Raw genomic sequence first — 25318 nt, 5'->3', positions numbered from 1 at the left:
CGTCCCCGACCGGACTGAGGAGCGGCCCGCCTTGACGAGCGACCTTCCGCCCGAGACCCTGCCGGGTCCGCGCCCCGGCGCGACCGTCACGCCCGTCGTCACCCGGCTCGACGACGAGCACGACACGGTCACGTTCCTGTGGCACGGCCCCGCCCGCGAGGTGCGCGTCCTGGCCGGCAGGCTGCGTCCCGACGGCGACGACGCCCTGCTGGAGCGCGGGCCGGGCCGGTGGAGCCGCACGTTCCGCGTGCGGCGCGGCTGGCGCGCCTCCTACCACCTCCAGGTGGACGGCGCGCAGGTCGCCGACCCGCTCAACCCCCGCCTGTGGCGGGGCTTCTCGATCGCCGAGACGACCCCGTCCTCACCATGGCTGGTCCCCGGCCGGCGCCGCCACCGGCTCGTCCGCGAGCCCGCCGGGTTCCGGTACGAGCCCGCGCTCCCGCCGGTCGGCTCGCTGGTCGCGCTCGACGGCGAGGAGTGGACCGAGGACCTGCCCGTCATCCTCGACAACCTCATAGCGGCCGGCCGCATCCCGCCGGTGCGGGCCTGGCTGGTCGAGTCGGGTCCCGAGCGCGTGGCCCGGCTCACCTGCGACCCCGGCTTCGTGGACGCGCTGCCCCACGACGGCTTCACCGTGATCGCCGGTCAGAGCCTCGGCGGGCTCACCGCCGTCTACGCCGCCCACTGGCATCCCGGCAGGTTCGCGGCGGCGGTGTCGCAGTCGGGCTCGTTCTGGTGGCCGGACGGCCCCGAGCCCGAATGGCTGACGGGCGAGCTGGCCAGGGGCCCGGTGCCGCGCGTGCACCTCCAGCTCGGCAGCCTGGAGGACGACGACATGCACGGCCCGACCGAACGGCTGCGGGCCGTCCTCGGCACGGCGGCTGACTACCGGGAGTTCGAGGGCGGCCACGACCGCTACTGCTGGCGCGACCGCCTGGGAGACGGCCTGATCGCCGCCTTCGCCGGGCTCCGGGGCACTACGTCCGGCGGCTGAGCACGCGGCCCACCATGCGGGCGTACATGCGGCCGGGGCTCGGCGCCTCGGTCAGGAAGCCGGGGAGCATCGGCAGCTCGACGGCGAAGGGGGCCAGCCGCTCGTACAGCTCGTCGGCGTCGGCCGGACGGTTCTCCGGCTGCTTCTCCAGCAGCTCGGCCAGCAGCGCGCCCAGCTCGTCGGGAAGCCCGGGGATGGCCGGCGGACGCTCCTTGACCTGCTGCTCGAACACCACGTAGTCGGTCGGCCCGGTGAAGAGCTGCCGCCCGGTCAGCATCTCGTGCAGGACGCAGCCGAGCGAGTACAGGTCGCTGCGCGGCTCGGCCACGCCGTGCTGGATCTGCTCGGGGGCCATGTACGCCGGCGTGCCGAGGATCTGGCCGATGCGGGTGAACGTGGTGACGTCGGCGTCCCGCAGCAGCGCCAGCCCGAAGTCGAGCACCTTGACGCTGCCGTCGGGGCAGAGCATGAGGTTGGTCGGCTTGAGGTCGCGGTGGCAGATCGCCAGGGCGTGGGCCGCCGACAACACCGCGCACGCCTGGGCCGCGATGGCCGCCGCCCACGGCACCGGCAGCGGGCCGTGCTCGCTGACCACGTCGGCCACGGTGACGCCCTCGATGAACTGCATCACCTGGTAGAGCCGCTGCTCGTGGGTGCCGAAGTCGTAGAGCACGGGCGCGCCCGGATGCTCCAGCCTGGCCAGGATGCGCGCCTCGCGGATGAAGCGGCGTTCCAGCTCGTGGTCGGGGCCGCTGGGCAGCCTGAGCAGCTTCACCGCCACCCTGCGGTCGAGGTGGCGGTCGTGCCCCGCGTAGACCGCGCCCATCCCGCCCTGCCCGAGGGGGAGGTCGTCGAGCTCATAGCGGTCGCCGATGACCATTCGCCCCTCCACGCAGCCTTTCGGGAAAAACTACACCGTCAGGACTGCGGGTGCAGATGGCCGTCGGCCAGCCCGTCGAGGCCGAGCCTGATCAGCGTGCGGCCGAGGGTCGAGGTCTCGCGCAGCGCGTCCTCCAGCACGGCCAGTTGCCTGAACGCCTCCCCGTACGCCTTCTGCTCCTTCAGCGACAACCGCGGCACGCGGGTGCGGCGCACGTCGAACCTGCTGGACCCGGTGGTCACCCGGCCGCCCGCGGCCCGCAGGAAGCCGGCCAGGAAGTCGGGGTCGAGCCGGCGGGCGTCGACCCGGTAGAGGGTCAGGTGGGGGCCGAGCACCGCGCCGCCCTCGGCGATCACCCGCACCCCGGAGTAGGAGGCCACCACGTCGCCAGGACGGATCACGATCAGGCCGGGCTGCATGGTGGTCAGGCCGGAGGGCGCGCCGCCGCTCAGCACGTCGTCGGCCGTGAGCACGGCCACGTCGCCCCCGTCGGCGGCCATCTTGGGCGGCGCCTGGGACGTGCTCACCAGGCCCTCCTTGATCAGGTCGCCCAGCGTCGTGGACGGCTGGTCGAGCGGCTGGTCGAGCACCTTCAGGTCGGGCGGGACGGCCGCGGCGGCCAGGAACCGGTCGCGGGCCTGCGCGAAGGCCCGGCCGACGTCGTCGCGGCGCTGGTGGCGGGCCGGGGTCATGTCGACCTCGTCGGCCAGCAGGTCGATGATGCGCACGGTCTGGTCGGAGCGGTCGTCGAGGTAGGCCAGCCAGGCGGGCTCGACCGGCGTCAGGTCGGCCGTCGCGTCGAGGATGAGCACCTCCGACGGCGGCCGCTCGCCCGCCTTCGGCCGGCGCAGCAGCCACAGGTCGGAGCCGGGCAGCGCCACCACCGCGCGCAGCGCTCCGGCGCGCAGCAGGTTGGCCCTGATCCGGCGGCCCGCCTTGCGGCTCGCGGCGGCCGGCGGCATGAGCACGGCGACCAGGCCGCCGGGCCGGACGTGGGTGAGGCAGTGCTGGACCCAGGCCAGCTCGGGCTCGCCGCGCGGCGGCAGGCCGTGCTCCCAGCGCGGGTCGCCGGTCAGCTCCTCGTAACCCCAGGCCCGCTCGTTGAACGGCGGATCGCACACCACGGCGTCGGCCTTGAGCTCGGGGAAGCCGTCGAGCCGCATGGAGTCGCCGGCCACGATGTCGGCCTCGATGCCGCGCAGCCGCAGGCGGGCGGCGGTGATGGCGGCCGAGGTCTCGCTGAGCTCCTGCCCGAGCACCCGGGCGGGCCGGCCCGGCGGCGGGTCGTCGCCCGCGGCGGGCGCGGGGTCGCCGGGAACGGCTCCGGACCGTTCCGCCCCGCCGGGCAGCGCGGCGGGAAGCGCGGCGGCCGGCGGCAGGAGCAGGGTGCCGACCCCGCAGGCCGGGTCGAGGACGGTGGCGCCCTCGGCGCGCACCAGCCGCAGCATCAGTTCGGCCACGTCGTGGCGGGTGACCGAGAGCTGGCGGGAGTGGGCCTCCAGGTATCGCTCGCAGAGGAACTCGTAGGCCGTCAGCGCGCCGTGGCGCTCGGCCAGCTCCGACACGAGCCCGGCCAGCTCGGGCTCCAGCTCGCTCTTCCCGCTGGTCAGCAACGTTCCAGCCTGGGCGACCAGGTGGCCCAGCCGCAGATCGCCGGCGGCTTTCAGGCGTTGCCACACCCGATCTCCCAGCGAGACCTGGTAGGACTTCCCATAGCGGCGCAGCCAGGACTCGACCTGCCGCAGCGAGAACAGCGGCTGGTTCGCGGTTCCGCCGATCGGCTGGGGGAAGTCGTCGTGGCGGCGGCGCCAGTTGCTCACCGCGGCACGCCCGACACCGGCGAGCCGGGCGATGTCCCCGGCGTTCACGGTCGGGTCGTGGCTCATGAGGCCACAGTAGTTCACAAGAGTCTTCAGCGCATCTGCTTGTGAAGTCTTTCAACCAATGATTTACTGCTGGGTATGAAGCACAACATCCGCTATGCCGCCGGATCAGACGTGGGCCGTCGCAGGGAGCAGAACGAGGATTCCGGCTATGCGAGTGGCCGGTTGCTCGTGGTTGCCGACGGCATGGGCGGGCACGCGGCGGGCGAGCTGGCGAGCTCGGCGGCGATCGCCGTCATGCGCGAGCTGGATGCCACGCTTCCCGAGACCGGCTCGGACCTGGAGGCGGCCCTGGAGGGCGCCGTGCACGAGGCGGCCCGCAGGCTGGTCGAACTGGCCGACATCGACCCCGCCCGCCGGGGGATGGGGACCACGGTGACCGCCATGCTGTGGGACGGCTACCGGTTCGCCCTTGCTCATCTGGGTGACTCCCGCGGATACCTGCTTCGTGATGGTGCGCTCTATCAGATGACCAAGGATCACACACTTGTGCAGTCGATGGTGGACGAAGGGCGGATAACGGAGGATCAAGCCGCCGTGCACCCCCGGCGGTCCATGGTGCTGCGCGTCCTGGGCAGCGAGGGCAGGGCCGAACCGGACATGGCGCTGCGCGAGGCCGAGCCTGACGATCGTTACCTCCTCTGCTCCGACGGGCTCACCACCGTGCTCGGGCCCGAGGTCCTGCACGAGGTGCTGACCACGGTGGCAGACCCGGCGGCGGCCGTCCAGCGGCTCATCGACCTGGCGAACGAGGGCGGCTCGCCGGACAACGTCACCGTGATCGTGGCCGACGTGGTGGCGCCGGGCGCGGGCGAGGTGAGCGTCTACCGCGTGGGCGCCGGAGCCTGACGAGGGACGCACCACCCGTCACATGCGTCCCAATGCCGAAATTTGGGCCCATAAATAGACACTTTCTGAATGATTCGAGCAATTTCGCGATGGCGCTACTACAGTCCATCGTGATTTGTCGGTTTTTCGGGGAGGAGTCACCCTGGACCCGATCGCGGACGCGCTGCTGAAGCAGGTACGGCAGGAACTCGGTTACAAGGAGAAGAGCGGCCAGAGCACCAAATTCGGCCAGTGGTACGCGGATCGCGTCCAGGACACCCAATACCGCAACGCGCCCTGGTGCGACATGTTCATCGCGTGGGCGGCCGACAAGACCGGCCTCGGCCCGTACGTCGGGCAGTTCGCCTGGACGCCGTCCCACGCCGCCTGGTTCATCAAGCAGAAGGCCTGGGCGCAGCGGCCCGAGCCCGGCGCGCTGGTCTTCTTCGACTGGGGCGGCGGGAAGAGCTACAAGGGCGTCGACCACGTCGGGATCGTGGAACGGGTCGAGGGCAGGAAGATCCACACCATCGAGGCCAACGTCGACCGCGTCTGGCTCAAGCGCAAGGTCAGGGACACCGACAAGGTCGTCGGCTACGGCCTTCCCCGGGTGGTCAAGGCCGCGGCCGACCAGGCGACCGAGATCCGGTCGACCGAGCGGCCGTTCGTGCCCGCGCCGCGTACGGACGCGGGCCGGTCCTCGCCGCTCGACGTCCTGGGCACGCCGCCCGCGTTGCTGGTCGCGATGGTGCTGGTGACCGTCGTGCTCTCCTTACGGGTGACCGGCCGCCGTCGTGGCGTCCACCGCCGCTTCGGCTGGCTGCGGTTCTGGAACGCGCCAGAGGGCCGCGGCGCCGGCCGGACGAGGGACGCCGAGGAATGGGCGCCGCGCGTGACCGTGCTGACCCCAGCCGCGCCGCCGCGCGAGGCCGCCGGAATCCGCGTGGGCAGCGCCCCCGCCGCGCCCGCCGCCTCTTCCGCGCAGTCCGGGCCGTCGTCCTCCGCCGTGCTCCGGTCCCGCGCCGTCCGGGCGGCGGCGCCCGAGGTGCCCGCACCGCGCGACGGCCGGACGGGCGCGGGCCAGGTGCCCGCCAACCGCCGCAGGCCCTACACCCCGAAGAGCTGAGGCCGCGGGGGATCAGGAGGTCAGGTCGAGGACCACCTTGACGTCGCCCGGCTCGTGGCTGAAGGCGTCCTTCGCCTGGCTGAGGGGGACGCGCCGGGTGACCAGGCGTTCGAGCCAGCTCCGGTCCGCCTGGGCCAGGGCGGTCGCGGCGTCCCGGAAGTGGCGGAGGTTGGCGTTGACGGTGCCGAAGACCGCGTCGTTCTCCAGGACGATGTCCCGGTTGATCTCGCTGACGTCCAGCCGGTGGGTGCGCCCGCCCGCGCCGAGCCCGGCCAGGCAGACGATCCCGGCCGCGGACGTGCAGGTCAGCGCCTCCATGACGAGCTGTCCCACACCAGTGCCCTCGATGATGATGTCCGGTTTGTCGTCGGTGAAGGCGTCCAGGCCGGAGCCCACGTGGTACGTCGCCCCCAGGTCGGCCACCAGCGCGGGCTTGGCCCCGCCCGCCTCCCGGTCCAGGACGTGCACCTCCAGCCCGCGCTGCCGGCCCAGCAGCGCAGCCAGCAGCCCGATCGGCCCCGCGCCGGTCACCAGCACCGTGCGCGGCTCGAACCAGGCGCGCGAGCCGATGCGCTCGATGTGCTCCCACGCCTTGGCCACCACGGACGTCGGCTCGACGAGCATGCCCACGCTCTCCAGCGACGGGTCCAGGCGCACGGCGTACCCGGCCTCGACCGCCCACTGCTCGCTGGCGTAGCCGTCGATCTCCTTGATGCCGCGCTCGGTGTAGCGGCCGTTGCGGCACATGTCGAACTCGCCCCGCGCGCAGGCCCCGCACGGCTCGGGATCGGGCCGGCGCACCACGCCCACGACCAGGTCGCCGGGGGAGAAGGCGGACCCGTCGGGCACCTGGAGCACCCGGCCGAGCGACTCGTGGCCGATGACCATGCGGCTCCTGCCGGGCGGCGCCCAGCCGTACTCGGCCGCCGCCAGCTCCCTGTCGGTGCCGCAGACCCCCAGGGCCAGCCCCTGCACGAGCAGCTCCCCTGGCCCCGGCTCCGGCTCGGGCACCTCTTCCACCTCTAGCGTCCCCTGCCGGCCCGGCTCGAACGTCAACGCGCGCATCGGCGTCACCCCCTGGGGCAGTCCTTACCCAGACCGGAAGGAGCTACGAGGACGTCCTACTATCGAAATAGTTGGACGTCCTAGTATCTTTCGCAGGAGGGTCCCCTCACAAAGGAGTGATCAGGCGTGCACGTTCCGGCGTACCCTGTTCGTTTCGTGACCGCCGCGGCGCTGTTCGACGGCCATGACGCGGCGATCAACATCATGCGGCGCATCCTCCAGACGCAGGGGGCCGAGGTGATCCATCTCGGCCACAACCGGTCCGTGGACGAGATCGTCACGGCCGCCGTCCAGGAGGACGTCCAGGGCGTGGCCATCAGCTCCTACCAGGGCGGCCACGTCGAGTTCTTCACCTACCTGGTCGAGCTGCTGCGCGAGCGCGGCGCGGGCCACGTCAAGGTGTACGGCGGCGGTGGCGGCGTGATCGTCCCCGAGGAGATCGAGCTGCTGCACGAGCGGGGCGTCACGCGCATCTTCTCGCCCGAGGACGGCCAGCGGTACGGCCTGCCCGGCATGATCAACAAGCTGATCGAGGAGTGCGACCACGAGCTCGGCGACCCGCCGTCGGTCGAGGCCGTGCTCTCGGGCGACCAGGCGGCGCTGGCCCGCGCGATCACCTTCATGGAGTCCGGCCGCGCCTCCGCCGAGCTGGCCGAGGGGCTGAAGGCGGCGGTCGCCGTCCAGGAGCGTCCGGCGCGGGTGCTCGGCATCACCGGCACGGGCGGTTCGGGCAAGTCCTCGCTCACCGACGAGCTGGTCCGCCGGTTCCGGGTGGACAACGACGACAAACTGCGCATCGCCATCCTCGCCATCGACCCCACCCGCCGGCGCGGCGGCGGCGCGCTGCTCGGCGACCGCATCAGGATGAACAGCCTGGGCCCCCAGACCTACTTCCGCTCGCTGGCCACCCGCGGGGCCGCCAACGAGGTCCCGGCCTGCCTCGACGACGTGGTCACCGCGTGCCGCGCGGGCGGCTACGACCTGGTGATCGTGGAGACCCCCGGCATCGGCCAGGGCGACGCCGGCATCGTCCCGCACGTCGACGTGCCCATCTACGTCATGACCCCCGAGTTCGGCGCCGCCTCCCAGCTGGAGAAGATCGACATGCTCGACTTCGCCGAGGCCGTCGTCATCAACAAGTACGAGCGCCGCGGCGCCGAGGACGCCCTGCGCGACGTGCGCCGCCAGCTCGTGCGCAACCGGGAGGCGTTCGGTCAGTCGCCCGAGGACATGCCGGTCTTCGGCACGATCGCCGCCCGCTACAACGACGCCGGCGTCACCGCCCTCTACCAGCACCTCAAGGGCCTGCTGCTGGAGGACGTCGGGCCGGGGCTGCTGCCCGTCGTGACCGAGCGCACCTCCAAGGCGGCCGCGGCCATCGTCCCGCCCGCCCGCGCCCGCTACCTGTCCGACATCGCCGACTCCGTCCGGACCTACCACGCCGAGACGCTGGCCCAGGCGGAGGTCGCGCGCCGCCGTCAGCAGCTCGCCGCCGTGCGGGAGCTCCTGGACGGCGAGGACGCCCGGCTGGCCGGGCTCGCCGAGCAGGCCGAGAGCGAGCTGAGCGAGGAGAGCCGCCGCCTGCTCGACGGCTGGCCCGCGATCAAGGAGGCGTACCGCAGCGACGAGCTGGTCGTGAAGATCCGCGACCGGGAGATCCACACCCCGCTCTGGCGCGAGACGTTGTCCGGCAACCGCATCCCGCGGGTGGCCCTGCCGCGCTTCAGCGACCACGGCGACCTGCTGCGCTTCCTGCGCTCGGAGAACCTGCCCGGGTCGTTCCCGTTCACCGCCGGGGTCTTCCCGTTCAAGCGCGACGACGAGGACCCGACCAGGATGTTCGCCGGCGAGGGCGACCCGTTCCGTACCAACCGGCGCTTCAAGCTGCTGTCGGAGGGCCAGCCCGCCACCCGGCTGTCCACCGCCTTCGACTCGGTCACCCTGTACGGCCACGACCCCGACCTGCGTCCCGACATCTACGGCAAGGTCGGCACCTCGGGCGTGTCCATCGCCACGCTCGACGACATGAAGGTGCTCTACGACGGGTTCGACCTGGCCGCGCCCAACACGTCGGTGTCCATGACGATCAACGGCCCGGCGCCCACGATCCTGGCCTTCTTCCTCAACGCCGCGCTCGACCAGGCCCTCGACCGCTTCCGCGCCGAGCAGGGCCGCGAGCCCGACGAGCAGGAGGCCCGCGACCTGCGCGCCCGTACGCTGGCCACGGTCAGGGGCACGGTCCAGGCCGACATCCTGAAGGAGGACCAGGGGCAGAACACCTGCATCTTCTCCACCGAGTTCTCCTTGCGGATGATGGCCGACATCCAGGAATGGTTCATCCAGAACGGGGTCAGGAACTTCTACTCGGTCTCCATCTCCGGCTACCACATCGCCGAGGCGGGGGCCAACCCGATCAGCCAGCTCGCGTTCACGCTGGCCAACGGGTTCACGTACGTGGAGGCGTACCTGGCCAGGGGGATGCGGATCGACGACTTCGCGCCGAACCTGTCGTTCTTCTTCTCCAACGGCATGGACCCCGAGTACAGCGTGCTCGGCCGGGTGGCGCGCCGGATCTGGGCGGTGGCCATGCGCGAGCGTTACGGCGCGGCCGAGCGCTCCCAGAAGCTCAAGTACCACATCCAGACCTCGGGCCGGTCGCTGCACGCCCAGGAGATGTCCTTCAACGACATCCGCACCACCCTGCAGGCCCTGATCGCCATCTACGACAACTGCAACAGCCTGCACACCAACGCCTTCGACGAGGCCGTCACCACCCCGTCGGCCGACTCGGTGCGCCGGGCGATGGCGATCCAGCTCATCATCAACCGCGAGTGGGGCCTGGCCAGGAACGAGAACCCGCTGCAGGGCTCGTTCATCATCGACGAGCTGACCGACCTGGTCGAGGAGGCCGTGCTGGCCGAGTTCGAGCGGCTGTCGGACCGGGGCGGCGTGCTCGGCGCGATGGAGACCGGCTACCAGCGCGGCAAGATCCAGGACGAGTCGATGCTGTACGAGATGCGCAAGCACGACGGATCCCTGCCCATCATCGGCGTCAACACCTTCCGCAACCCCGGCGCCGAGCAGTCCGACCCGCACAAGCTGGAGCTGGCCAGGGGCACCGAGGAGGAGAAGCAGTCGCAGCTCGACCGCCTGCACGCCTTCCACGAGCGCAACCGGTCGCAGGCGCCCGCGGAGCTGTCCCGGCTGCGCGAGGTCGCGATGTCCGACGGCAACGCGTTCGCGGTGCTGATGGACGCGGCCCGGGTCTGCTCGCTCGGCCAGATCACCGAGGCCCTGTTCGAGGCGGGCGGCCAGTACCGCCGCAACGTCTAGGCACGGCGACGGACGACGGCCCGGCGGGCGGCGGCCGCCGCTTCCGGGCCGCCGCTGTGCCGGGCCCGAGCCGCTACGGCGTAGTGGAGATCGCGCCGCTAGGATCGCTGGTCGGGGAACATCGCTATCAGGAGGCTTTCATGTCCGACGTCACTTTCAAGGGCAACCCGATCACCGTGGGCGGCGCCTTCCCGAAGCCCGGCGACGCCGCGCCCGCCTTCAAGCTGGTCGGCACCGACCTGTCCGACCGCACGCTGGCCGACTTCGCCGGCAAGACCAAGGTGCTCAACATCTTCCCGAGCGTCGACACCGGCGTCTGCGCGGCCTCCGTGCGCCGCTTCAACCAGGTCGCGTCCGAGCACCCCGACGCGGTCGTGCTCTGCGTCTCGGCCGACCTGCCCTTCGCCCAGAACCGGTTCTGCGGCGCCGAGGGCCTGGACAAGGTGACCATGCTGTCGCTCATGCGCGGGCGCGAGTTCCTCGCCGACTACGGCGTGGCCCAGGAGTCGGGCCCGCTGGCCGGCCTGGCCGCGCGCGCGGTCGTCGTGATCGACGCCGACGACAACGTGGTCTACTCCGAGCTGGTGCCCGAGATCACCCAGGAGCCCGACTACGAGGGCGCGCTCTCCGCGCTCAAGTAACCCGCGCTCAAGCGGCCCCGCTCAGGTGGCGCGAAGGCGCTCACGGAAGTCGGCGGCCAGCTCCAGCAGGTGGTCGTCGTCGGCGGCGGTGTGCTGGAGGTCCAGGATGACCTCGTGGACCCCGGCCTCCGCCGCCTGCGCCAGGTACGCCGCGATCTCGGCCACCGTGCCGCTCCGCGGCGGGGCGCCGTCGGCGGTGATCACCGGGTTGGAGCGCAGGATCATGCGCAGGGCATCGGGGTCGCGTCCGGCCTGCTCGGCGCTTTCCCTGACCGTCTCCCACATCGACAGGAGCACGGGCACGGGCAGCGCGGCCGTCAGCCAGCCGTCGCCCCTGCGCCCGATGCGGCGCAACGCCTCCGGGGCGAACCCGGCCAGCAGCAGCGGCGGGCGGCGGGCCGGCTTGGGGTCGATGTGACTGGGCGCGATCGTCCACAGCTCGTGCTCGAACGTCACGGGGTCCGCGCCCCAGATCGCCTCCAGGGCGTCGAGGGTGGCCTCGTAACGTTCGGCCCGGCCCTTCCACGGCACGCCGACGGCGGCGTACTCGTCGGAGGACCAGCCGAGGCCGAGGCCCGCCGCCAGCCGGCCGCCGCTCAGGTGGTCGATCGTGGTGAGCGAGCGGGCCAGCACCGGCGGGGGGTACCAGCAGGCGTTGAGCGCGCTGGTCCCGAGCCGGACCGACGAGGTCACGGACGCGGCCACCGCCAGCACCGCGAACGGGTCGAGGAACACCCGATGAGCCTCAGGCACGCTGCCGTCGCCCCCGGGATAGCGGTCCTTGGGCCGCAGCGGCGTCAGCAGCCGGTCGCCCGCCCACAGGCCGGCGAACCCCATCGCCTCGGCCTCGCGGGCCACCCGCGTCACGCTGCCCAGCGCGGCGAACCTGCCGTACTGCGGGACGGCGAGGCCGAGGTCCATGGGCGCGTCCTAGACCTTCCTGGCCACGCCGCACACGATGAGCGACGACTCGGGGCGGTCCATGAAGTCGATCGTGTCCGCCTGGTCGGGATGCCATTCGGGCAGCCACACCAGACCGGGCTCCACCAGCTCGAACCCCTCGAACAGCTCCCTGATCCTGGCCCGGCTGCGCAGCGCCAGCCGCGCGGTGGCGTTGCGGTAGACCTCGGTGCCCGCGCTGACCGCGTCAGGACGGGCGTCGCTGGTGCCGTGGGACATGACCAGGTAACTACCCGGCGCCATGGCCTCACGCAGGGTCTTCAGGATCCGCTCCGGGTCGTCGGACTCCTCGATGAAGTGCATGATCGCCACCAGCAGCACGGCGACCGGCCGGCTGAAGTCGATGGTCCGCAGCACCTCCGGGTCGCTCAGGATGTCGCCCGGGTTGCGCAGGTCGCCCTCGACCACCGTGGTGTCCTCGCCGTGGCCGGTGAGCAGCGCCCTGGCGTGCACCAGCACCACGGGGTCACGGTCGACGTAGACGACGCGGGAGCCCGGGGCGACCTTGGCGGCCACCTCGTGCACGTTCCCCTGGGTCGGCAGCCCCGTGCCGATGTCGAGGAACTGCCTGATCCCGGACTCGGCGAGGTGGCGTACGGCGCGGCCGAGGAAGGCGCGGTTGGCCCGCGCCGCCGCCCGTACCTCGGGCGCCACCGCGAGGATGCGCTCGGCCGCCTGGCGGTCGACCGGGAAGTGATCCTTGCCGCCGAGGTAGTAGTCGTAGAGCCGTGCCACGTTCGGCGTGTTCGGATCGAAATCCGATGCCTCGTGCTCCAACCGTCGAGCCCCCGATCACAGAGTTTTAACGATCTTTACCGGGATTCTACGGATCTATACCGACATAAGAGTGGTGCTACGCATATTTCAGGAAAACGCAACCTAAGGTGGTGCCGTGGTCCACGATGACACAGGGATCCCTGTGGAGGTACCCCAGACCGTCCGGCGGATCGTGTCGCTGGTGCCGTCGCTGACCGAGTCCGTGGCGGCGACCGTCCCGGAGGCGCTGGTCGGGGCGACGGACTGGTGCACGCACCCGGCCGACCTGGACGTGGCCCGGGTCAGGGGCACCAAGAACCCCGACCTCGACGCCGTCCTGCGCCTGCGCCCGGACGTCGTCCTGGCCAACGCCGAGGAGAACCGCGCGCCCGACGTCGAGGCCCTGCGCGAGGCGGGCGTGGCGGTGTGGGTGACCAGGATCGAGACGCTGGAGCAGGCGTTCGCCTCGCTGGAGCGCATGTTCGCGCACGCCTGCCGGACGGACCGCCCGGACTGGCTGGCGGAGGCCCGCTGGGCGTGGGGAGCCCCCGCGGACGGCCCGCGCCGCACCGCGATCGTCCCGATCTGGCGCCGCCCCTGGATGGTCGTGGGCCGCGACACCTTCACCGGGGACGTGCTGCGCCACCTCGGCGTGGACAACCTGTACGCCGCCCACCCCGACCGCTATCCGAAGATCCCCCTGCCCGAGCTGACCGGCAACCGCCCCGACCTGGTCGTCCTGCCCGACGAGCCCTACGCCTTCAGCGCGGACGACGGCCCCGAGGCGTTCCCCGGCCTGGACTGCGCGCTGGTCAGCGGCCGCCTGCTGACCTGGTACGGCCCCTCGCTCACCGAGGCCGCCACCGCCCTGCCGCGCGCGCTGGCCTGATCAGCCGACGGCGGCCAGGGCGGCGTCCACGGCCGCGGGGGAGAGCACGTGCTCCATCACGATCACCGCCATGCCCACGATCCCGGCCCGGTCGCCGAGCCTGCTGGTGACGATCTCCAGGTTGCGCGTCGTGTACGGCAGGCTCCGCCGGTAGACGATCTCCCTGATCCCGGTCAGGTAGTGCTCCTCCGTCTGGGCCATGTCCCCGGCCAGCACCAGCACGCCGGGGTTGAGCAGGCTGACCGCGGTGGCCAGCACCACGCCGAGCGTGCGGCCCGCCTCCTGGACGCGCGCGATCGCCGCCGGGTCGCCGGCCTGCACCAGGCGCACGACGTCGCGGCTGGTCTCCCGGCCCAGGTCGGCCGCGAGCGCGTGCCCGCTGGCCAGGGAGGCCACGCAGCCGCGCGAGCCGCAGGTGCACACCCGGTCGTCGGTCTCCCGGATGCGGACGTGCCCGATGTTGCCCGCGGCCTCCTCGACGCCCCGGTAGATCCGCCCGTCGAGGACGATGCCGGTGCCGATGCCGGTGGACACCTTGACCAGGATCAGCGAGTCGGTCTCCCGCCAGGACGACCACCACTCGCCGAGGGCCATCGCGTTGGCGTCGTTCTCCACCAGGACGGGCACGTCGTACGTGCGCCCGACGGCCTCCCTGATCGGGTGGTCGTCCCAGCCCGGCATCAGGAACGACCTGATCACCCGTCCGCCGGTGTGGTCGACCGAGCCGGGCAGGTCGAGCCCGATGCCGCACACGTCGCCCGCCGGCCGCCCGGCCCTGTCCAGCAGGCGCTGGAACGCCTCGCGCACCCACGTCAGCACGGGCTCGGGCCCGCGGTCGATGCGCATCTCCGCGCGTTCCTCGGCCATCGGACGGGCGGCGAGGTCGGTGAGCGCCACCCTGGCGTGGGTGGCGCCCAGGTCGGCCACGAGGATCAGCCGCCGGGCGGCGTCGACGTCGAGCACCGAGGGCGGCCGGCCGCCGCCCGAGGCGCCGACGCCGGACTCGTGCAGGTAGCCGGCGGCGATGAGCCGGTCGACCCGGTCGGTGACGGTCGACCGGGACAGGCCGGTGAACTCGATCAGGTCTTTGCGGGTACGGCAGGAGCCATCGCGGATGAGCTGGAGGACCTGCCCTGCCGTCAGCATGTCTATCCCTTCTCCGCTCCTGCCGTGAGGCCCTCCGTCAGCAGGCGTTCACTGGCGAAGAACACGATCACGATGGGCAGCGTCAGCACCACGGATCCTGCCATCAGCACCGTCGTGGGGATCTCTATGCTCCCCGCCAGCTGAGAGAGCCCCAGGGAGACCGTCCAGCTCTCCCGCCGCTCCACGAGGAACAGCAGGGCGAACAGGAACTCGTTCCACGCGATCATGAACGCGTAGAGGCCGGTTGCCATGAGCGCGGGCTTGGACAGTGGCAGCACCACCCGCCAGATGGTCGACAGCCGCGAGCAGCCGTCGATCGCGGCCGCCTCCTCCACGCTCTGCGGCACGGTCTCGAAGTAGTTGCGCAGCATGTATACCGTGACGGGCACGGTCTGCGCGATATAAACCAGGATCAGCCCGGCCAGAGATCCCCTGAGGCCCAGCATGGTGAACAGCACGAACAGGGGGATGGCCAGCACGATCGCCGGGAACAGGTAGACGGCGAGGAACAGGAAGTGCACCTGCCGCCGGCCGAAGAAGCGCAGCCGCGCGACGGCGTAGGCGCCGGGGATCGAGATCAGCAGCGTGGCGGCCACCGAGGCGACCGCCACGACCGCGCTGTTCCTGATGAACGTGAGGAACCCCTGCGTGGTCAGCACGTTCACGTACGTGTCCAGGGTGAAGTGCCGCGGCCACACCGAGCCGGGCTCCAGGATGAGCTCCTGGATGTCCCGTACGGACAGCGTCACCATGTACAGGAACGGCAGCCCGGTGACGGCGAAGAGGAACACGATGACCACGGGCCGCAGCGCCGCGAACAGCGCGCGCTCGAACCTATCCCTGCTCACGGTCGCCTCCCGAGAAGAAGCGCAGGTACACGGCCAGCAGGACGACGAGGACGACGGCCAGCACGATCGCCTGCGCGGCCGAGGCGCCGATGTCGTCGCGGGCGGTCAGGAAGTTGTAGACGCGCACGCTGACCACCTCGGTGCCGGCGCCGCCGCCGGTCAGCAGGTAGACGTCGTCGAACTTGGTGAAGGTGAACACGAACCGCAGCACCGCCAGCAGCGCCACGATGCGCCAGAGCTGCGGCATGATCACGTGCCGGAAGCGCTGGGTGGGGGTGGCGCCGTCCACGACCGCGGCCTCCTCCAGCTCGGCCGGCAGCGCCTGCAGCCGGGCCAGGATGAACAGGAACGCGAACGGGAAGTACCGCCACGCCTCGAACGCGATCACCGTGAGCAGCGCGACCGGCACCTTCAGCCCCAGGAAGTCGCCCTGGGCCTGGGTGAGGAAGGCGATCGGCTCCTTCAGCCAGGTGTTCACGATGCCGTACTGGGGGTTCAGCATGGTCTCCCACAGGAAGGCCACGGCCACCACCGGCGCCACGTACGGGATGAGGATCGAGGCCCTGACCAGGGTGCGGCCGGGGAACCGGTCACGCAGGGCGAGCGCGGTCACCAGGCCGATCGCGATCGACAACGCCGTGCCGGCCACCGTGTAGATCAGGGTGTTGACCAGCGACGCCCAGAAGCCCGGCTCGGACATCACGTACGTGAAGTTCTCCAGCGTGTAGTGCCCGAAGACGCCGGCCCGGCGGATGTTGATCAGCCGGACGTCCTGGAAGGCCAGCATGATCGCCCACAGCAGCGGCAGCACCACCACGACCAGCGTGATGACCAGCGTGGGCGAGATCAACGCCAGCCCGGCCCGCCCTTCCCGCTGCCGCAGGGTGCGGGGTGCGCTCATTGCCGGATCCCGCGCTTGATGGTCTCCACGTCCTTCTTGGCCTGGACGGCGGCGGCCTGCGGGGTCAGCGAGCCGTCGGCCACCTGGCTGAGGGCCTTGGGCACGGGCAGCTCGCCCATCGTGGCGCCGACCAGCTTGCCCTGGCCCTGCGGGATGCCCCAGCGGGCGAAGGTGTCGGGGCTCTTGCGCAGCGCGTCCAGCACGTCGGCCGGGTAGACCTCCGACAGCGGCTTCTTGGCGTCCACGCCCGCGGGCAGCTTCTTCCACGTGTCGGCGAAGCCCTTGCGGGTGGGGAACTTGCCCTCGGGCGCCATCCCGATCCAGCGCTCGTAGCCCTCGTCCATCATGTACCTGACGAACTTGGCGGCCGGATCGGCGGCGGCGCCGCGCAGCACCGCCCAGGAGACGATCTCGCCGTACTGGGCGGGCGCGCTCGCGCCGGGGCCCTTCAGCGCGGTGACCACGCCGGTGTTCTTCGCCAGCCACTCGGGGTCGGCGCGGCACTCGGCGCAGCTCGGCAGCGCGTCCTTACGCAGCCCCGCCAGCTCGTCGAGGATGAACGACGACCAGATCATCATGGCCGCCTTCCCGGAGAAGTACGTGGCCCTGGTGGAGTCGACGTCCTGCTTGCCCTTGACCGAGTAGTTCTTCGCCAGCTTTGCGTAGAAATCGAAGGCTTTCACGCACTGTGGGCTGTCTAGCGTGACATTTCCGGAATTGTCGACTAGTTGGCAGCCGTTCGCCAGCGCCACGTGCTCGAAGCTCTGCGCGGTGAAGGAGTCCTTGGGCGCGATCGCCAGCGTGATGCCCGCCACCCCACCCGCGTTCAGCTTCGCCGCCGCCGCCTCCAGCGCCTCGTAGGTGTCCGGCGGCGCCAGCCCGGCCTTGTCGAACAGGTCCTTGCGGTAGAGCAGGAGCTGCGCCCACCCGTCGCTGGGCACGGCCAGCAGCCTGCCGCCCGAGGAGTCCAGTTCGAGCGCGCGCGGCGAGAAGGAGTCCCTGCCGAGCCCGTCCACGATCCGGCCCGGCGTCTCGGTGTCCAGCAGGTCGTTGGCCTCCAGCTCGCGGACGGAGGCCAGCGGCAGCGCGCCGATGACGTCGGGGAGGTCGTCCGCGGCGGCGGCGGCCGTCACGGTCTGGCTGAACTGGTCCTCCCCGACGCCGACCAGCTTCACCTTGATCCCGGTCTTCCTGGTGAACTCGGCGATGATCTGGTTCTGCACGGCCATCCGGTCGCCGAGGTTCTCCTCGGTCCAGACGGTGATCTGGTTCGCGCCGGACTGCTGCTCGCCGCCGTCGCCGCAGGCCGTGAGGGCGGCCGAGGCCAGCAGTGCGACGGAGAGGACGGCGGTGACCCGGTTCGGCATGGCACGCTCCTCTGGTTGGGGATATGCCGCACTTACCCGTAGATAAGGGGCAGGCACCTGGCGTAGGCGAGAACGAGACCGGTCCGTTCTCTCGCCGTGCCGCCGCCGCACGTCACCAGGGCTTCGGTAAAAGGTTGCTCGGCGTTCCGGCAAATCTTCCCCAGAACCGATCACGGACGCCCACCTCGAAACGATCTGGTCTGATGTCATTTCGGTCATCCGGCTGCTGCCCGGGCAAGCACTTCTGGCGCTTCCGGATCAGGTGGACAGACGGGGCGTGACATGTCGGTAAGGTCTCTTTCCAGAACGCGCCCTACCGGAAACCTGGATTCCATCGGCCGCGATCGACGGAAGTCGTAGACTTACGAGTGTTTCGAGCGCAACTATGGTGTGCAAACAAACACTAAATCTCTGACTTTTGATTGATCAAAAAGCGTAAGTGTGGGGTATGCGCGTCATCACCTTCCAAGAGCCAGGCCGTGTCAGCGTCAGCCTGGAGTCGCCCGCCGAACTCGTGCCGGGCTCCGTCCGGGTGCGGACCCTCTATTCCGGGGTCTCCGCGGGCACCGAGCTGACCGCATATCGCGGCACCAATCCCTACCTCACCCGTAAGTGGGACACCGAGCGCCGGCTCTTCCTCGAAGGCCAGACGCACGCCTACCCCCTGTCCGGCTGGGGCTATCAGGAGGTCGGCGAGGTGGTGGAGGCGGCCCCCGACGTCGCCGAGCCGCCCGTCGGCAGCCTCGTGTGGGGCATCTGGGGCCACCGCGCCGAGGCCGTCGTCCCCGCCGAGAAGCTGGCCGGGCACATCCTGCCGCCGGGGGCCGACCCCGTCGCGGGCGTCTTCGCCCGGGTCGGCGCCATCGCGCTCAACGCCGTCCACGCCGCCGACGTGCACCTGGGCGACCAGGTCGCGATCTTCGGCCAGGGCGTCATCGGCCTGCTCGCCACCCGCATGGCGGTGCTCAGCGGCGCCCGGGTGGTGGCCGCCGACGCCATCCCCGACCGGCTCGAACTCGCCAGGAAGTTCGGCGCCGCCGAGACGTTCGACGTGCGGTCGGGCTCGGTCGCCGAGTTCCTGCGCAAGCGCATCGAGGGCGCCGACACCGCGATCGAGCTCAGCGGCAACCACCTGGGCCTGCAAGAGGCCATCAGGAGCGTGCGCAAGGGCGGCCGGGTCGTGGCGGCCGGCTTCTACCAGGGCGACGGCATCGGGCTGCGGCTGGGCGAGGAGTTCCACCACAACCAGGTGCAGCTCGTCTCCTCCCAGATCGGCGGCGTCGCCTCCTGGCTGGCCCACCGCTGGGACGTCGAACGCCTCCAGCGCACGTTCATGGAGCTCGTGCACCGGGGCGAGGTCGAGGTCGGCGACCTGGTCACCCACCTCGTGCCGGTCGAGCAGGCGGCCGAGGCGTTCGACCTGATCGACAAGCACCAGTCCGAGGTGCTCCAGCTCGTCTTCACCTTCGAGGAGTCACGATGAAGCTCGCCGCCCAGGAGCAGCTTCTGCCCGGCCGCAGCCTGCAGGAGAAGTTCGCGTTCGCGGTGGAGGCCGGGTTCGACGCGATCGAGCTGAGGGGGAAGGGCGACTTCCACTTCGCCGGCCGGCTGACCGAGCTCAAGCGGGCGCTGGCCGACGGCGTCGTGATGCCGACGGTGTGCGTCGAGATGCCGCACTTCATCGGCGACTTCGACCCGGCCAAGCGCAAGGACGCCATCCAGCAGCTCAGGTCGCAGCTCACGGTGATCGCCGAGCTGGGCGGCATCGGCGTCATGACCCCGGCCTCGTGGGGCCAGTTCTCGCTCCGGCTGCCGCCGTTCGAGCCGCCGCGCACCGCCGCGGACGACCGGGAGGTGCTGGCCGAAGCGCTCGGCATCCTCGGCGAGCACGCCCAGCGCAACGGCGTGCTGATCATGCTCGAACCCCTCAACCGGTACGAGAACCACATGGTCAACACGCTGGCCGACGCGGTCTCGTACTGCTCGATGGACTCGATCAGGATCGTCGGCGACACCTACCACATGAACATCGAGGAGGACGACCCCTGCCGGGCCCTGGCGGAGGCGGCCCCGTACCTCGCGCACATGCAGATCAGCGAGTCCAACAGGAACCAGCCCGGCACCGGTCACCTCGACTGGGGCGCGCAGCTCGCCACGCTCGACGCCGTCGGCTTCGACGGCTACCTCGCCCTCGAATGCCGGCTGCGGGGCGAGCCCGAGATCGTGCTCCCGCAGACGGCGGCCTTCATCAGGAAATTCCTATGATCCTCCGCGACGCCGTACGCGTGCTCGTCGCCAACTGGGACGGCAGCCACACGGTTCCCTCCCGTCGTCTGTACCCCCACCAGTGGAGCTGGGACTCCGCCTTCATCGCGATCGGCAACGCCCGCTGGTCACCGCGGCGGGCCAGGGCGGAGCTGCTGTCGCTGTTCGGCGCCCAGTGGGCCGACGGCCGGGTGCCGCACATCGTGTTCAACCCCGTCGTGCCCGAGGGCGCCTACTTCCCCGGCCCGCAGTTCTGGGGCGCCCGAGCGCCGTCCGGCTCGGCGACCTCCGGCATCGTGCAGCCGCCCGTGCACGCGCTGGCCGCCTGGAAGGTGCACCAGGCCGAGCCCGACCCGGCGTTCCTGGCCAGGATCTATCCCAAGCTCGTCGCCCAGCAGGAGTTCCTGCGCGCCTCCCGCCGCTCGCCCGAGGGCCTGATCTCGATCGTCCACCCGTGGGAGTCGGGCATGGACAACAGCCCGGCCTGGGACCTTCCGCTGCGGGCGGTCGAGACCGGCGCGACGGGCTTCGTCCGCCGGGACCTCAACACCGTCAGCGCCGACGAGCGCCCCACCGACCGCGACTACGAGCGGTACGTCGCCCTGGCCGGCGCCTACCGCGACAGCGGCTACCGGCGGGCCGGCTCGTTCGAGATCGAGGACCCGCTGTTCAACGCCGCGTACGGCGTGGCCGAGTCGGCGCTCGCCGAGATCGCGCAGGTGTGCGGCCACGACCCCGGCCCCCACCGGCGCGAGGCCGCCGCCGTCACCGCCGCCATGGTCGACCACCTCTACCAGGACGGCCACTTCCGCCCCCGCGACCTGCGCACCGGCCGGCTGATCCGCTCGGGCAGCGCGGCCGGCCTGGTGCCGCTCATGCTCCCGGGGCTGCCGCCGGAGATCGCCGAGGCGCTGATCGGCACGGCCCTGGACAAGTTCTCGCTCAAGGACGGCGTGCTGCCCAGCCACGCCCCGGCCACGGCCGAGTTCGACCCGGCCCGCTACTGGCGCGGGCCGAGCTGGATCAACCTGACCTGGCTGGTCTGGCAGGGGCTCCGGGACCGCCGTCCCGACCTGGCCGACCTGCTGGCCGAGGGCATGATCCACGCCGTCGCCCACTCCGGCTTCCGCGAGTACTTCAACCCGTTCACGCTGCGCGGCCACGGGTGCCGGGACTTCAGCTGGTCAGCGGCCCTCATCCTCGACGTCGTGGCTGAGCACGGCCTGGACGGCCTGCCGCCGTCGGGCCGCGAGATCGGTCAGAAGTTCGGGGGCCTCCCCGAAGCCGACGACGTCGGTGACCAGGTGCTCGCGTAGCAGCCTCCCGCGCTCCCTGAGCAGGCCGATCGTCTCGTGCGACAGGCGTTCCCGGTCCCAGGCGTGCGCGAGGCCGCGCGGCACCCGGCCGATCTGGGCGCAGCGCAGCGCCAGCCCGTTGTGGTGGAACTCCTCGCCGAGCCGCACCTCGTCGGCGCCCTGGGTGTAGAACGCCATATCGATCAGCGTGCCCTGCGGGCGCAGCAGCCGCAGCCCCAGGGCCAGCGCCCGCGGTTGACCGCGGCACTGGAAGACCAGGTCCGCGCCGCGGTCGTTCGGGGCGTGCCGCCAGCGGCGCTTCAGCGTCACCGCCGGGTCGTCGTCGGGCTCGGCCAGGACCTGCGTGCCGATCGCCTCGGCCACCGCGAGCCTGGCCCGGGTCTCGTCCACGACCACCACCTCGGCGGCCCCGCAGGACAGGGCGAAGGACGCGGTCAGCAGCCCCACCACGCCCGCCCCGACCACCGCGACGCGGCGGCCGCGCACGCCGTCGCCCAGGTGCTGGACGGCCGGGCCGTGCAGGTCGGCGGCCGCGTGCAGCAGGCCGTTGGCGCAGATCGGGCCCATGTGGGCGACATAGATGCCGAGCAGCGGGTCGAGGTCGCCGGGCAGCACGACGAACCGGTCGGCCATCGGGTCGGCCACGTACGCCGTGCGGTGGCCGTAGGCCATGGCGACCCGCGCGCCCTCGGCCACGGCCCGCGTGCGGGTCTCGGCGACCACGCCCACCTGCATGTAGCCGATGCCGCGCACCGGGTACGCCACCGACGGCGTGCCCGGCAGGAACAGCCCGAGCGCCGGGTCCCAGGCCGAGGTGAGGTAGGGGTTGGCGCCCTTGAGATAGGTCAGCTCGGTGCCCGCCGAGACGCCGCTGTGCGTGGTGGCGACCATGAAACCGCCGTCGGGCAGGCCGGCCAGCTTCTCCTCGACCAGGCGCACCTCGCCGGGCGCCTCGATGCTCAGGATCGTGCTCGTCGCCTCAGTCATCCAGCATCACCGGCCTCCGTTCCGCCGCGGAGCGCGCCAGCGCGACGGCCAGGCGGTGGGTTCGCAGGGCTTCGCCGTACGGCGCGCGCACGTCGGCGTCCTTCCCGCGCACCGCGTCGATGAACGCGCGGTCCACGAGGGTCTTGGCGTGCCCGCCGTCCTCGACGGCCTCCTCGCCGTCCACGAGCAGCCGGGTCTCGCTGAGCTCCAGCGCGATGCCGTCGGCGCACACCTCCAGCCCCACCCGGTGCTTGTGGCGCAGCAGGCAGGAGGTGGCCAGCAGGCCGGTCGCGCCGCCCGCGAAGCTCATGACGGCCGACGTGGCCCGGTCGATCTCGCCGTCCACCGCGTTCCCGGCCGGTACGGCGTGCACCATCGACACCTCGCCCACCAGCAGCCTGGCCAGGTCCAGGACGTGGACCGCCTGCTCCAGGATCTGGCCGCCCGACATGCTCGCCTTCAGCCACCAGCCGACCGGCGGGACCTTGTCCAGCCAGTGCCCGAGCGCGAGCTGCACGGGACGGCCGTCGAGCCGTTCTCGGGCCCGGTCGACGATGTCGAGGTAGCGCCAGTGGTGGCCGACGGCGGACGGCAGCCCGCGCCGGTCGATTTCGGCTGCGATGTTTTCTGCGGTTTTGAGGTCGAGAGAAAGGGGTTTTTCCACAAAAATCGGGAGATTGCACGACAAGACGTCGTATTCGGGGTTACCGTGCGCGAAAGGAGGCACACAGACGTAGACAGCGTCGAGACCGCCGGCCTCCAGCAGGCCGGCATGGTCGCCGTAGGCGGGGGCGCCGTGCGCGGAGGCCAACGCCTCAGCCTTGTGGAGATCGGTGTCGGCCACCCCGGCAATCGTCACATCGGGGAAGCCGGACAGGACATCTGCGTGGCGAGCGGCGACATTTCCGGCACCAATGATGCCGACACGGGTAATTGGGGACACAACCCGACATATGCCACGTCTAGGGGTTAACAAACAAGGATGTTCGAAGGCGCATAGATCGGGCAGGGGTCGTGCCCCTATGAGATGGGGCTGACTGCATGGAGACAGATGTGCGAGCCTTTGCCAGGGCCCAGGAGTGGTGCGGCCCGCATTCCAGTACGGCCGCGGAATGGCCGGTGGATGCCTTAATCGAGGCCAAGGGCAACACAACGGTGAGCGTCGTCCTGCCGGCGCGCGACGAAGAGCGCACGGTCGGGGACATCGTCACCGTGATCAGACGTGAACTGGTGGAGCAGGCGCCACTCGTCGACGAGATCCTCGTCGTCGACTCCGACTCCACCGACGCGACGGCGGAACGGGCACGCGCGGCGGGCGCGCGCGTCGTGGCGCAGAACGAGGTGCTGCCCCACCTGCCGCGCCTGTCGGGCAAGGGGGAGGCGCTGTGGAAGGGCCTGGCCGCCTCCCACGGCGACATCGTCGCCTTCGTCGACTCGGACCTGCTCAACTTCGGCGCGCACTTCGTGTCGGGGCTGGTCGGTCCGCTGCTGGTGAACCCGGGCACCCATTTCGTCAAGGCCACGTACGAACGGCCCTTCACGGGCGAGGACGGCGTGCCCCGGCGCGGCGCGGGCGGCCGGGTCACCGAGCTGGTGGCCAGGCCCCTGCTCAACCTGTTCTGGCCGGAGCTGGCGGGCTTTCGCCAACCCCTCGGCGGCGAGTACGCCGCCCGGCGCGACGTGCTGGAACAGGTCCCCTTCGTCACCGAGTACGGCGTGGAGTTCGGCCTCCTCGTCGACCTCCTCCAACTGGTGGGACTCGACGCGATGGCCCAGGTGGACCTGGGCTCCCGCGCGCACGGCCACCAGTCCGTGCACGCGCTCGGCCGGATGGCCGGGCAGATCATGCTCACCGCGTGGTCCCGGCTGGAACGCCAGGGCCGCGTGGCGTCGTCGGTGCCCCCGGCTCACACGCTGCTGCAGTTCGGCCTCGACGGGCGGGCCGGCCTGGTGGACGTGGGAGTGGCGGAACGGCCGCCGCTCGCCTCGCTCATGCTGGAGGAGGACGTCGCGTGAAGGTGCTGATCAACGCGGGACCGTGGCTGGCGGTCCCGCCGCCCGGCTACGGCGGAATCGAGAACGTGGTCGCCACCCTGGTCCCCGCGCTGCGCGAACGCGGTGTCGAGGTCGTGCTGGCCTCCGTGGCGTCGAGCACGCTGGAGGCCGACGAGCTGATCGCCGTCTACGACGAGGGCCAGTTCGCGGAGTTGCAGAAGCCGTACAACCAGGTCATGGGGATCGCGCACGCGCACCAGGCGCGGGTGGCCGCCGAGCTGCGCGGCCGCGACGACATCGACCTCGTGCACGACCACGTGGAGGTCGTCGGGCCGGCGGTGCTGGCCGCGCTGGGCGGGCCGCCGGTCCTCCACACCCTCCACTGGGACCTGCGCAAACACCCGGCGTTCTACGGCGCCTTCCCGCGCTCGATCGCGGTCAACGGGGTGTCGGACTCGCAGCTCGCCCGCGCGCCCGAGGCTCTGCGCGCGGCCTCGCTGGGCGCCGTCCACCTGGCCACGCCGCTGGCCGGCCAGGACGTCCGAGCCGAGCGCGGCGAGCATCTGGTGATCATGGGACGGATCTGCGGGCTCAAGGGCCAGCACGTGGCCGCCCGGATCTGCCAGAAACTCGGCCTGCCGCTGGTCGTGGCCGGCCCGGTCTGCGGCCGGGACAGCCAGGCCGAGCTGGACGTCGTCCTGCAGGACCCCTACCACCCGCTGCACAGCCACCCCGACGTGCGCTACCACCTCGACCAGGTGTCCCGCTACCTCGACGGCGACCTGGTCAGGTGGGTCGGCGCGGTCGGCGGCCAGGAAAGGGACGAGCTGTACGCCTCGGCCCGTGCCGCGCTCTTCCCCATCCAGTGGGACGAGCCGGGCGGCACGGCGGTCGTCGAGGCCCTGGCGCTCGGGGTGCCGCCGGTGGGCCTGCGCCGCGGCTGCCTGCCCGAGATCATCGATCACGGCCGCACCGGCTTCCTCGCCGACACCGAGGAGGAGCTGGCCGAGTACGTCCAGCGGGTGGACGAGATCGATCCGGAGGAGTGCCGCCGCGAGGCCATGCGCCGCTTCTCGCCCGGCGTGATGGCCGACCGCTACCTGGACCTGTACGACCGGGTGCTGCGCGCCGACTGATA

21 protein-coding genes and 1 pseudogene are annotated in these 25318 nt (G+C 71.5%); 11 read left to right on the top strand and 11 right to left on the bottom strand.

The features are described from left to right. Positions 1 to 31 precede the first annotated feature (31 nt). A complete protein-coding gene (locus tag ACFYUV_RS12765) occupies positions 32 to 994 on the top strand; it encodes an alpha/beta hydrolase-fold protein (protein ID WP_387668141.1) in 963 nt (320 codons plus the stop codon). Here ACFYUV_RS12765 and ACFYUV_RS12760 read toward each other — a convergent pair. Together ACFYUV_RS12760 and ACFYUV_RS12755 are read right to left on the bottom strand one after the other, a co-directional pair. Further along, a complete protein-coding gene (locus ACFYUV_RS12760; protein WP_364324978.1) occupies positions 978 to 1874 on the bottom strand; it encodes a serine/threonine-protein kinase in 897 nt (298 codons plus the stop codon). The genes ACFYUV_RS12765 and ACFYUV_RS12760 overlap by 17 nt on opposite strands. 38 nt (positions 1875 to 1912) lie before the next feature. Next, positions 1913 to 3760 (bottom strand): class I SAM-dependent DNA methyltransferase, encoded by a 1848-nt coding sequence (locus ACFYUV_RS12755; RefSeq protein ID WP_387668138.1) that lies wholly within the window; start codon positions 3758 to 3760, stop codon positions 1913 to 1915. A gap of 75 nt (positions 3761 to 3835) precedes the next feature. Here ACFYUV_RS12755 and ACFYUV_RS12750 point away from each other — a divergent pair, with 75 nt between their 5' ends. Together ACFYUV_RS12750 and ACFYUV_RS12745 are read left to right on the top strand one after the other, a co-directional pair. Then, positions 3836 to 4606, top strand: a complete 771-nt coding sequence (locus ACFYUV_RS12750; RefSeq protein WP_352349865.1) for a protein phosphatase 2C domain-containing protein — start codon at positions 3836 to 3838, stop codon at positions 4604 to 4606. Positions 4607 to 4721: 115 nt separating this feature from the next. Continuing rightward, a complete protein-coding gene (locus ACFYUV_RS12745; protein WP_387668135.1) occupies positions 4722 to 5711 on the top strand; it encodes a CHAP domain-containing protein in 990 nt (329 codons plus the stop codon). 12 nt (positions 5712 to 5723) lie between these two features. Here the strand turns inward: ACFYUV_RS12745 and ACFYUV_RS12740 are convergent, their stop codons facing one another. Beyond that, complete coding sequence (locus tag ACFYUV_RS12740) at positions 5724 to 6776, bottom strand: glucose 1-dehydrogenase (RefSeq protein WP_387668132.1); 1053 nt, start codon at positions 6774 to 6776, stop codon at positions 5724 to 5726. A gap of 126 nt (positions 6777 to 6902) precedes the next feature. On the opposite strand from ACFYUV_RS12740, the gene icmF reads away from it, so the two are divergent. Continuing rightward, positions 6903 to 10109: a fused isobutyryl-CoA mutase/GTPase IcmF gene (gene icmF, locus ACFYUV_RS12735; RefSeq protein WP_387668129.1), complete on the top strand. Its 3207-nt coding sequence runs from the start codon at positions 6903 to 6905 to the stop codon at positions 10107 to 10109. A gap of 140 nt (positions 10110 to 10249) precedes the next feature. Continuing rightward, positions 10250 to 10750 (top strand): thiol peroxidase, encoded by a 501-nt coding sequence (gene tpx, locus ACFYUV_RS12730; protein WP_352324335.1) that lies wholly within the window; start codon positions 10250 to 10252, stop codon positions 10748 to 10750. 21 nt (positions 10751 to 10771) lie between these two features. On the opposite strand, the gene ACFYUV_RS12725 is transcribed toward tpx, so the two are convergent. Next, on the bottom strand, positions 10772 to 11671 hold the full coding sequence (locus ACFYUV_RS12725; protein ID WP_387668127.1) for a TIGR03619 family F420-dependent LLM class oxidoreductase: 900 nt from the start codon (positions 11669 to 11671) through the stop codon (positions 10772 to 10774). A 9-nt stretch (positions 11672 to 11680) separates the two neighbouring features. Continuing rightward, positions 11681 to 12487, bottom strand: coding sequence for an SAM-dependent methyltransferase (locus ACFYUV_RS12720; RefSeq protein ID WP_387668124.1), 807 nt, complete (start codon positions 12485 to 12487; stop codon positions 11681 to 11683). A gap of 142 nt (positions 12488 to 12629) precedes the next feature. On the opposite strand from ACFYUV_RS12720, the gene ACFYUV_RS12715 reads away from it, so the two are divergent. Continuing rightward, positions 12630 to 13355 carry a helical backbone metal receptor gene (locus ACFYUV_RS12715; RefSeq protein ID WP_387668122.1) on the top strand — a complete coding sequence of 242 codons (726 nt, stop codon included), beginning with the start codon at positions 12630 to 12632 and terminating at the stop codon, positions 13353 to 13355. Here ACFYUV_RS12715 and ACFYUV_RS12710 read toward each other — a convergent pair whose 3' ends face one another. Genes ACFYUV_RS12710 through ACFYUV_RS12695 form a run of 4 tightly spaced genes read right to left on the bottom strand, consistent with a single transcriptional unit; the run spans position 13356 to position 17617 of the window. Then, positions 13356 to 14501 (bottom strand): ROK family transcriptional regulator, encoded by a 1146-nt coding sequence (locus ACFYUV_RS12710; RefSeq protein ID WP_387668120.1) that lies wholly within the window; start codon positions 14499 to 14501, stop codon positions 13356 to 13358. A 2-nt stretch (positions 14502 to 14503) separates the two neighbouring features. Beyond that, entirely contained in the window at positions 14504 to 15349 is an 846-nt protein-coding gene (locus ACFYUV_RS12705) for a carbohydrate ABC transporter permease (protein ID WP_387668117.1), read from the bottom strand. After that, complete coding sequence (locus tag ACFYUV_RS12700; RefSeq protein WP_387668114.1) at positions 15336 to 16250, bottom strand: carbohydrate ABC transporter permease; 915 nt, start codon at positions 16248 to 16250, stop codon at positions 15336 to 15338. The genes ACFYUV_RS12705 and ACFYUV_RS12700 overlap by 14 nt, the downstream gene beginning before the upstream one ends. Next, positions 16247 to 17617 carry an ABC transporter substrate-binding protein gene (locus tag ACFYUV_RS12695; RefSeq protein WP_387668111.1) on the bottom strand — a complete coding sequence of 457 codons (1371 nt, stop codon included), beginning with the start codon at positions 17615 to 17617 and terminating at the stop codon, positions 16247 to 16249. The genes ACFYUV_RS12700 and ACFYUV_RS12695 overlap by 4 nt, the downstream gene beginning before the upstream one ends. A 448-nt stretch (positions 17618 to 18065) precedes the next feature. Here ACFYUV_RS12695 and ACFYUV_RS12690 point away from each other — a divergent pair, with 448 nt between their 5' ends. The 3 genes and pseudogenes from ACFYUV_RS12690 to ACFYUV_RS12680 form a co-directional block, all read left to right on the top strand. Continuing rightward, positions 18066 to 19100: a zinc-binding dehydrogenase gene (locus ACFYUV_RS12690; RefSeq protein ID WP_358283338.1), complete on the top strand. Its 1035-nt coding sequence runs from the start codon at positions 18066 to 18068 to the stop codon at positions 19098 to 19100. Then, positions 19097 to 19882, top strand: a complete 786-nt coding sequence (locus ACFYUV_RS12685; RefSeq protein ID WP_358283340.1) for a sugar phosphate isomerase/epimerase family protein — start codon at positions 19097 to 19099, stop codon at positions 19880 to 19882. Before ACFYUV_RS12690 ends, ACFYUV_RS12685 begins: the two co-directional genes overlap by 4 nt. After that, a pseudogene (locus ACFYUV_RS12680) lies at positions 19813 to 21057 on the top strand (hypothetical protein); the annotation flags it as partial. The gene ACFYUV_RS12685 and the pseudogene ACFYUV_RS12680, both read left to right, overlap by 70 nt. Before the next feature lie 9 nt (positions 21058 to 21066). Here the strand turns inward: ACFYUV_RS12680 and ACFYUV_RS12675 are convergent. Next, positions 21067 to 22185: a zinc-binding dehydrogenase gene (locus tag ACFYUV_RS12675; protein ID WP_387668108.1), complete on the bottom strand. Its 1119-nt coding sequence runs from the start codon at positions 22183 to 22185 to the stop codon at positions 21067 to 21069. Further along, complete coding sequence (locus ACFYUV_RS12670; RefSeq protein ID WP_358283344.1) at positions 22178 to 23128, bottom strand: Gfo/Idh/MocA family oxidoreductase; 951 nt, start codon at positions 23126 to 23128, stop codon at positions 22178 to 22180. Before ACFYUV_RS12670 ends, ACFYUV_RS12675 begins: the two co-directional genes overlap by 8 nt. Before the next feature lie 98 nt (positions 23129 to 23226). Between ACFYUV_RS12670 and ACFYUV_RS12665 the strand changes: the two genes are divergently transcribed. Next, entirely contained in the window at positions 23227 to 24201 is a 975-nt protein-coding gene (locus ACFYUV_RS12665) for a glucosyl-3-phosphoglycerate synthase (RefSeq protein ID WP_387668105.1), read from the top strand. Then, complete coding sequence (locus tag ACFYUV_RS12660) at positions 24198 to 25316, top strand: glycosyltransferase (protein ID WP_387668103.1); 1119 nt, start codon at positions 24198 to 24200, stop codon at positions 25314 to 25316. The genes ACFYUV_RS12665 and ACFYUV_RS12660 overlap by 4 nt, the downstream gene beginning before the upstream one ends. Positions 25317 to 25318: the final 2 nt, after the last annotated feature.

Origin of the sequence: Nonomuraea sp. NPDC003560, assembly GCF_042878785.1 — a bacterium.
Classification (GTDB): domain Bacteria; phylum Actinomycetota; class Actinomycetes; order Streptosporangiales; family Streptosporangiaceae; genus Nonomuraea.
This window is presented reverse-complemented; position numbering and strand designations above follow the sequence as displayed.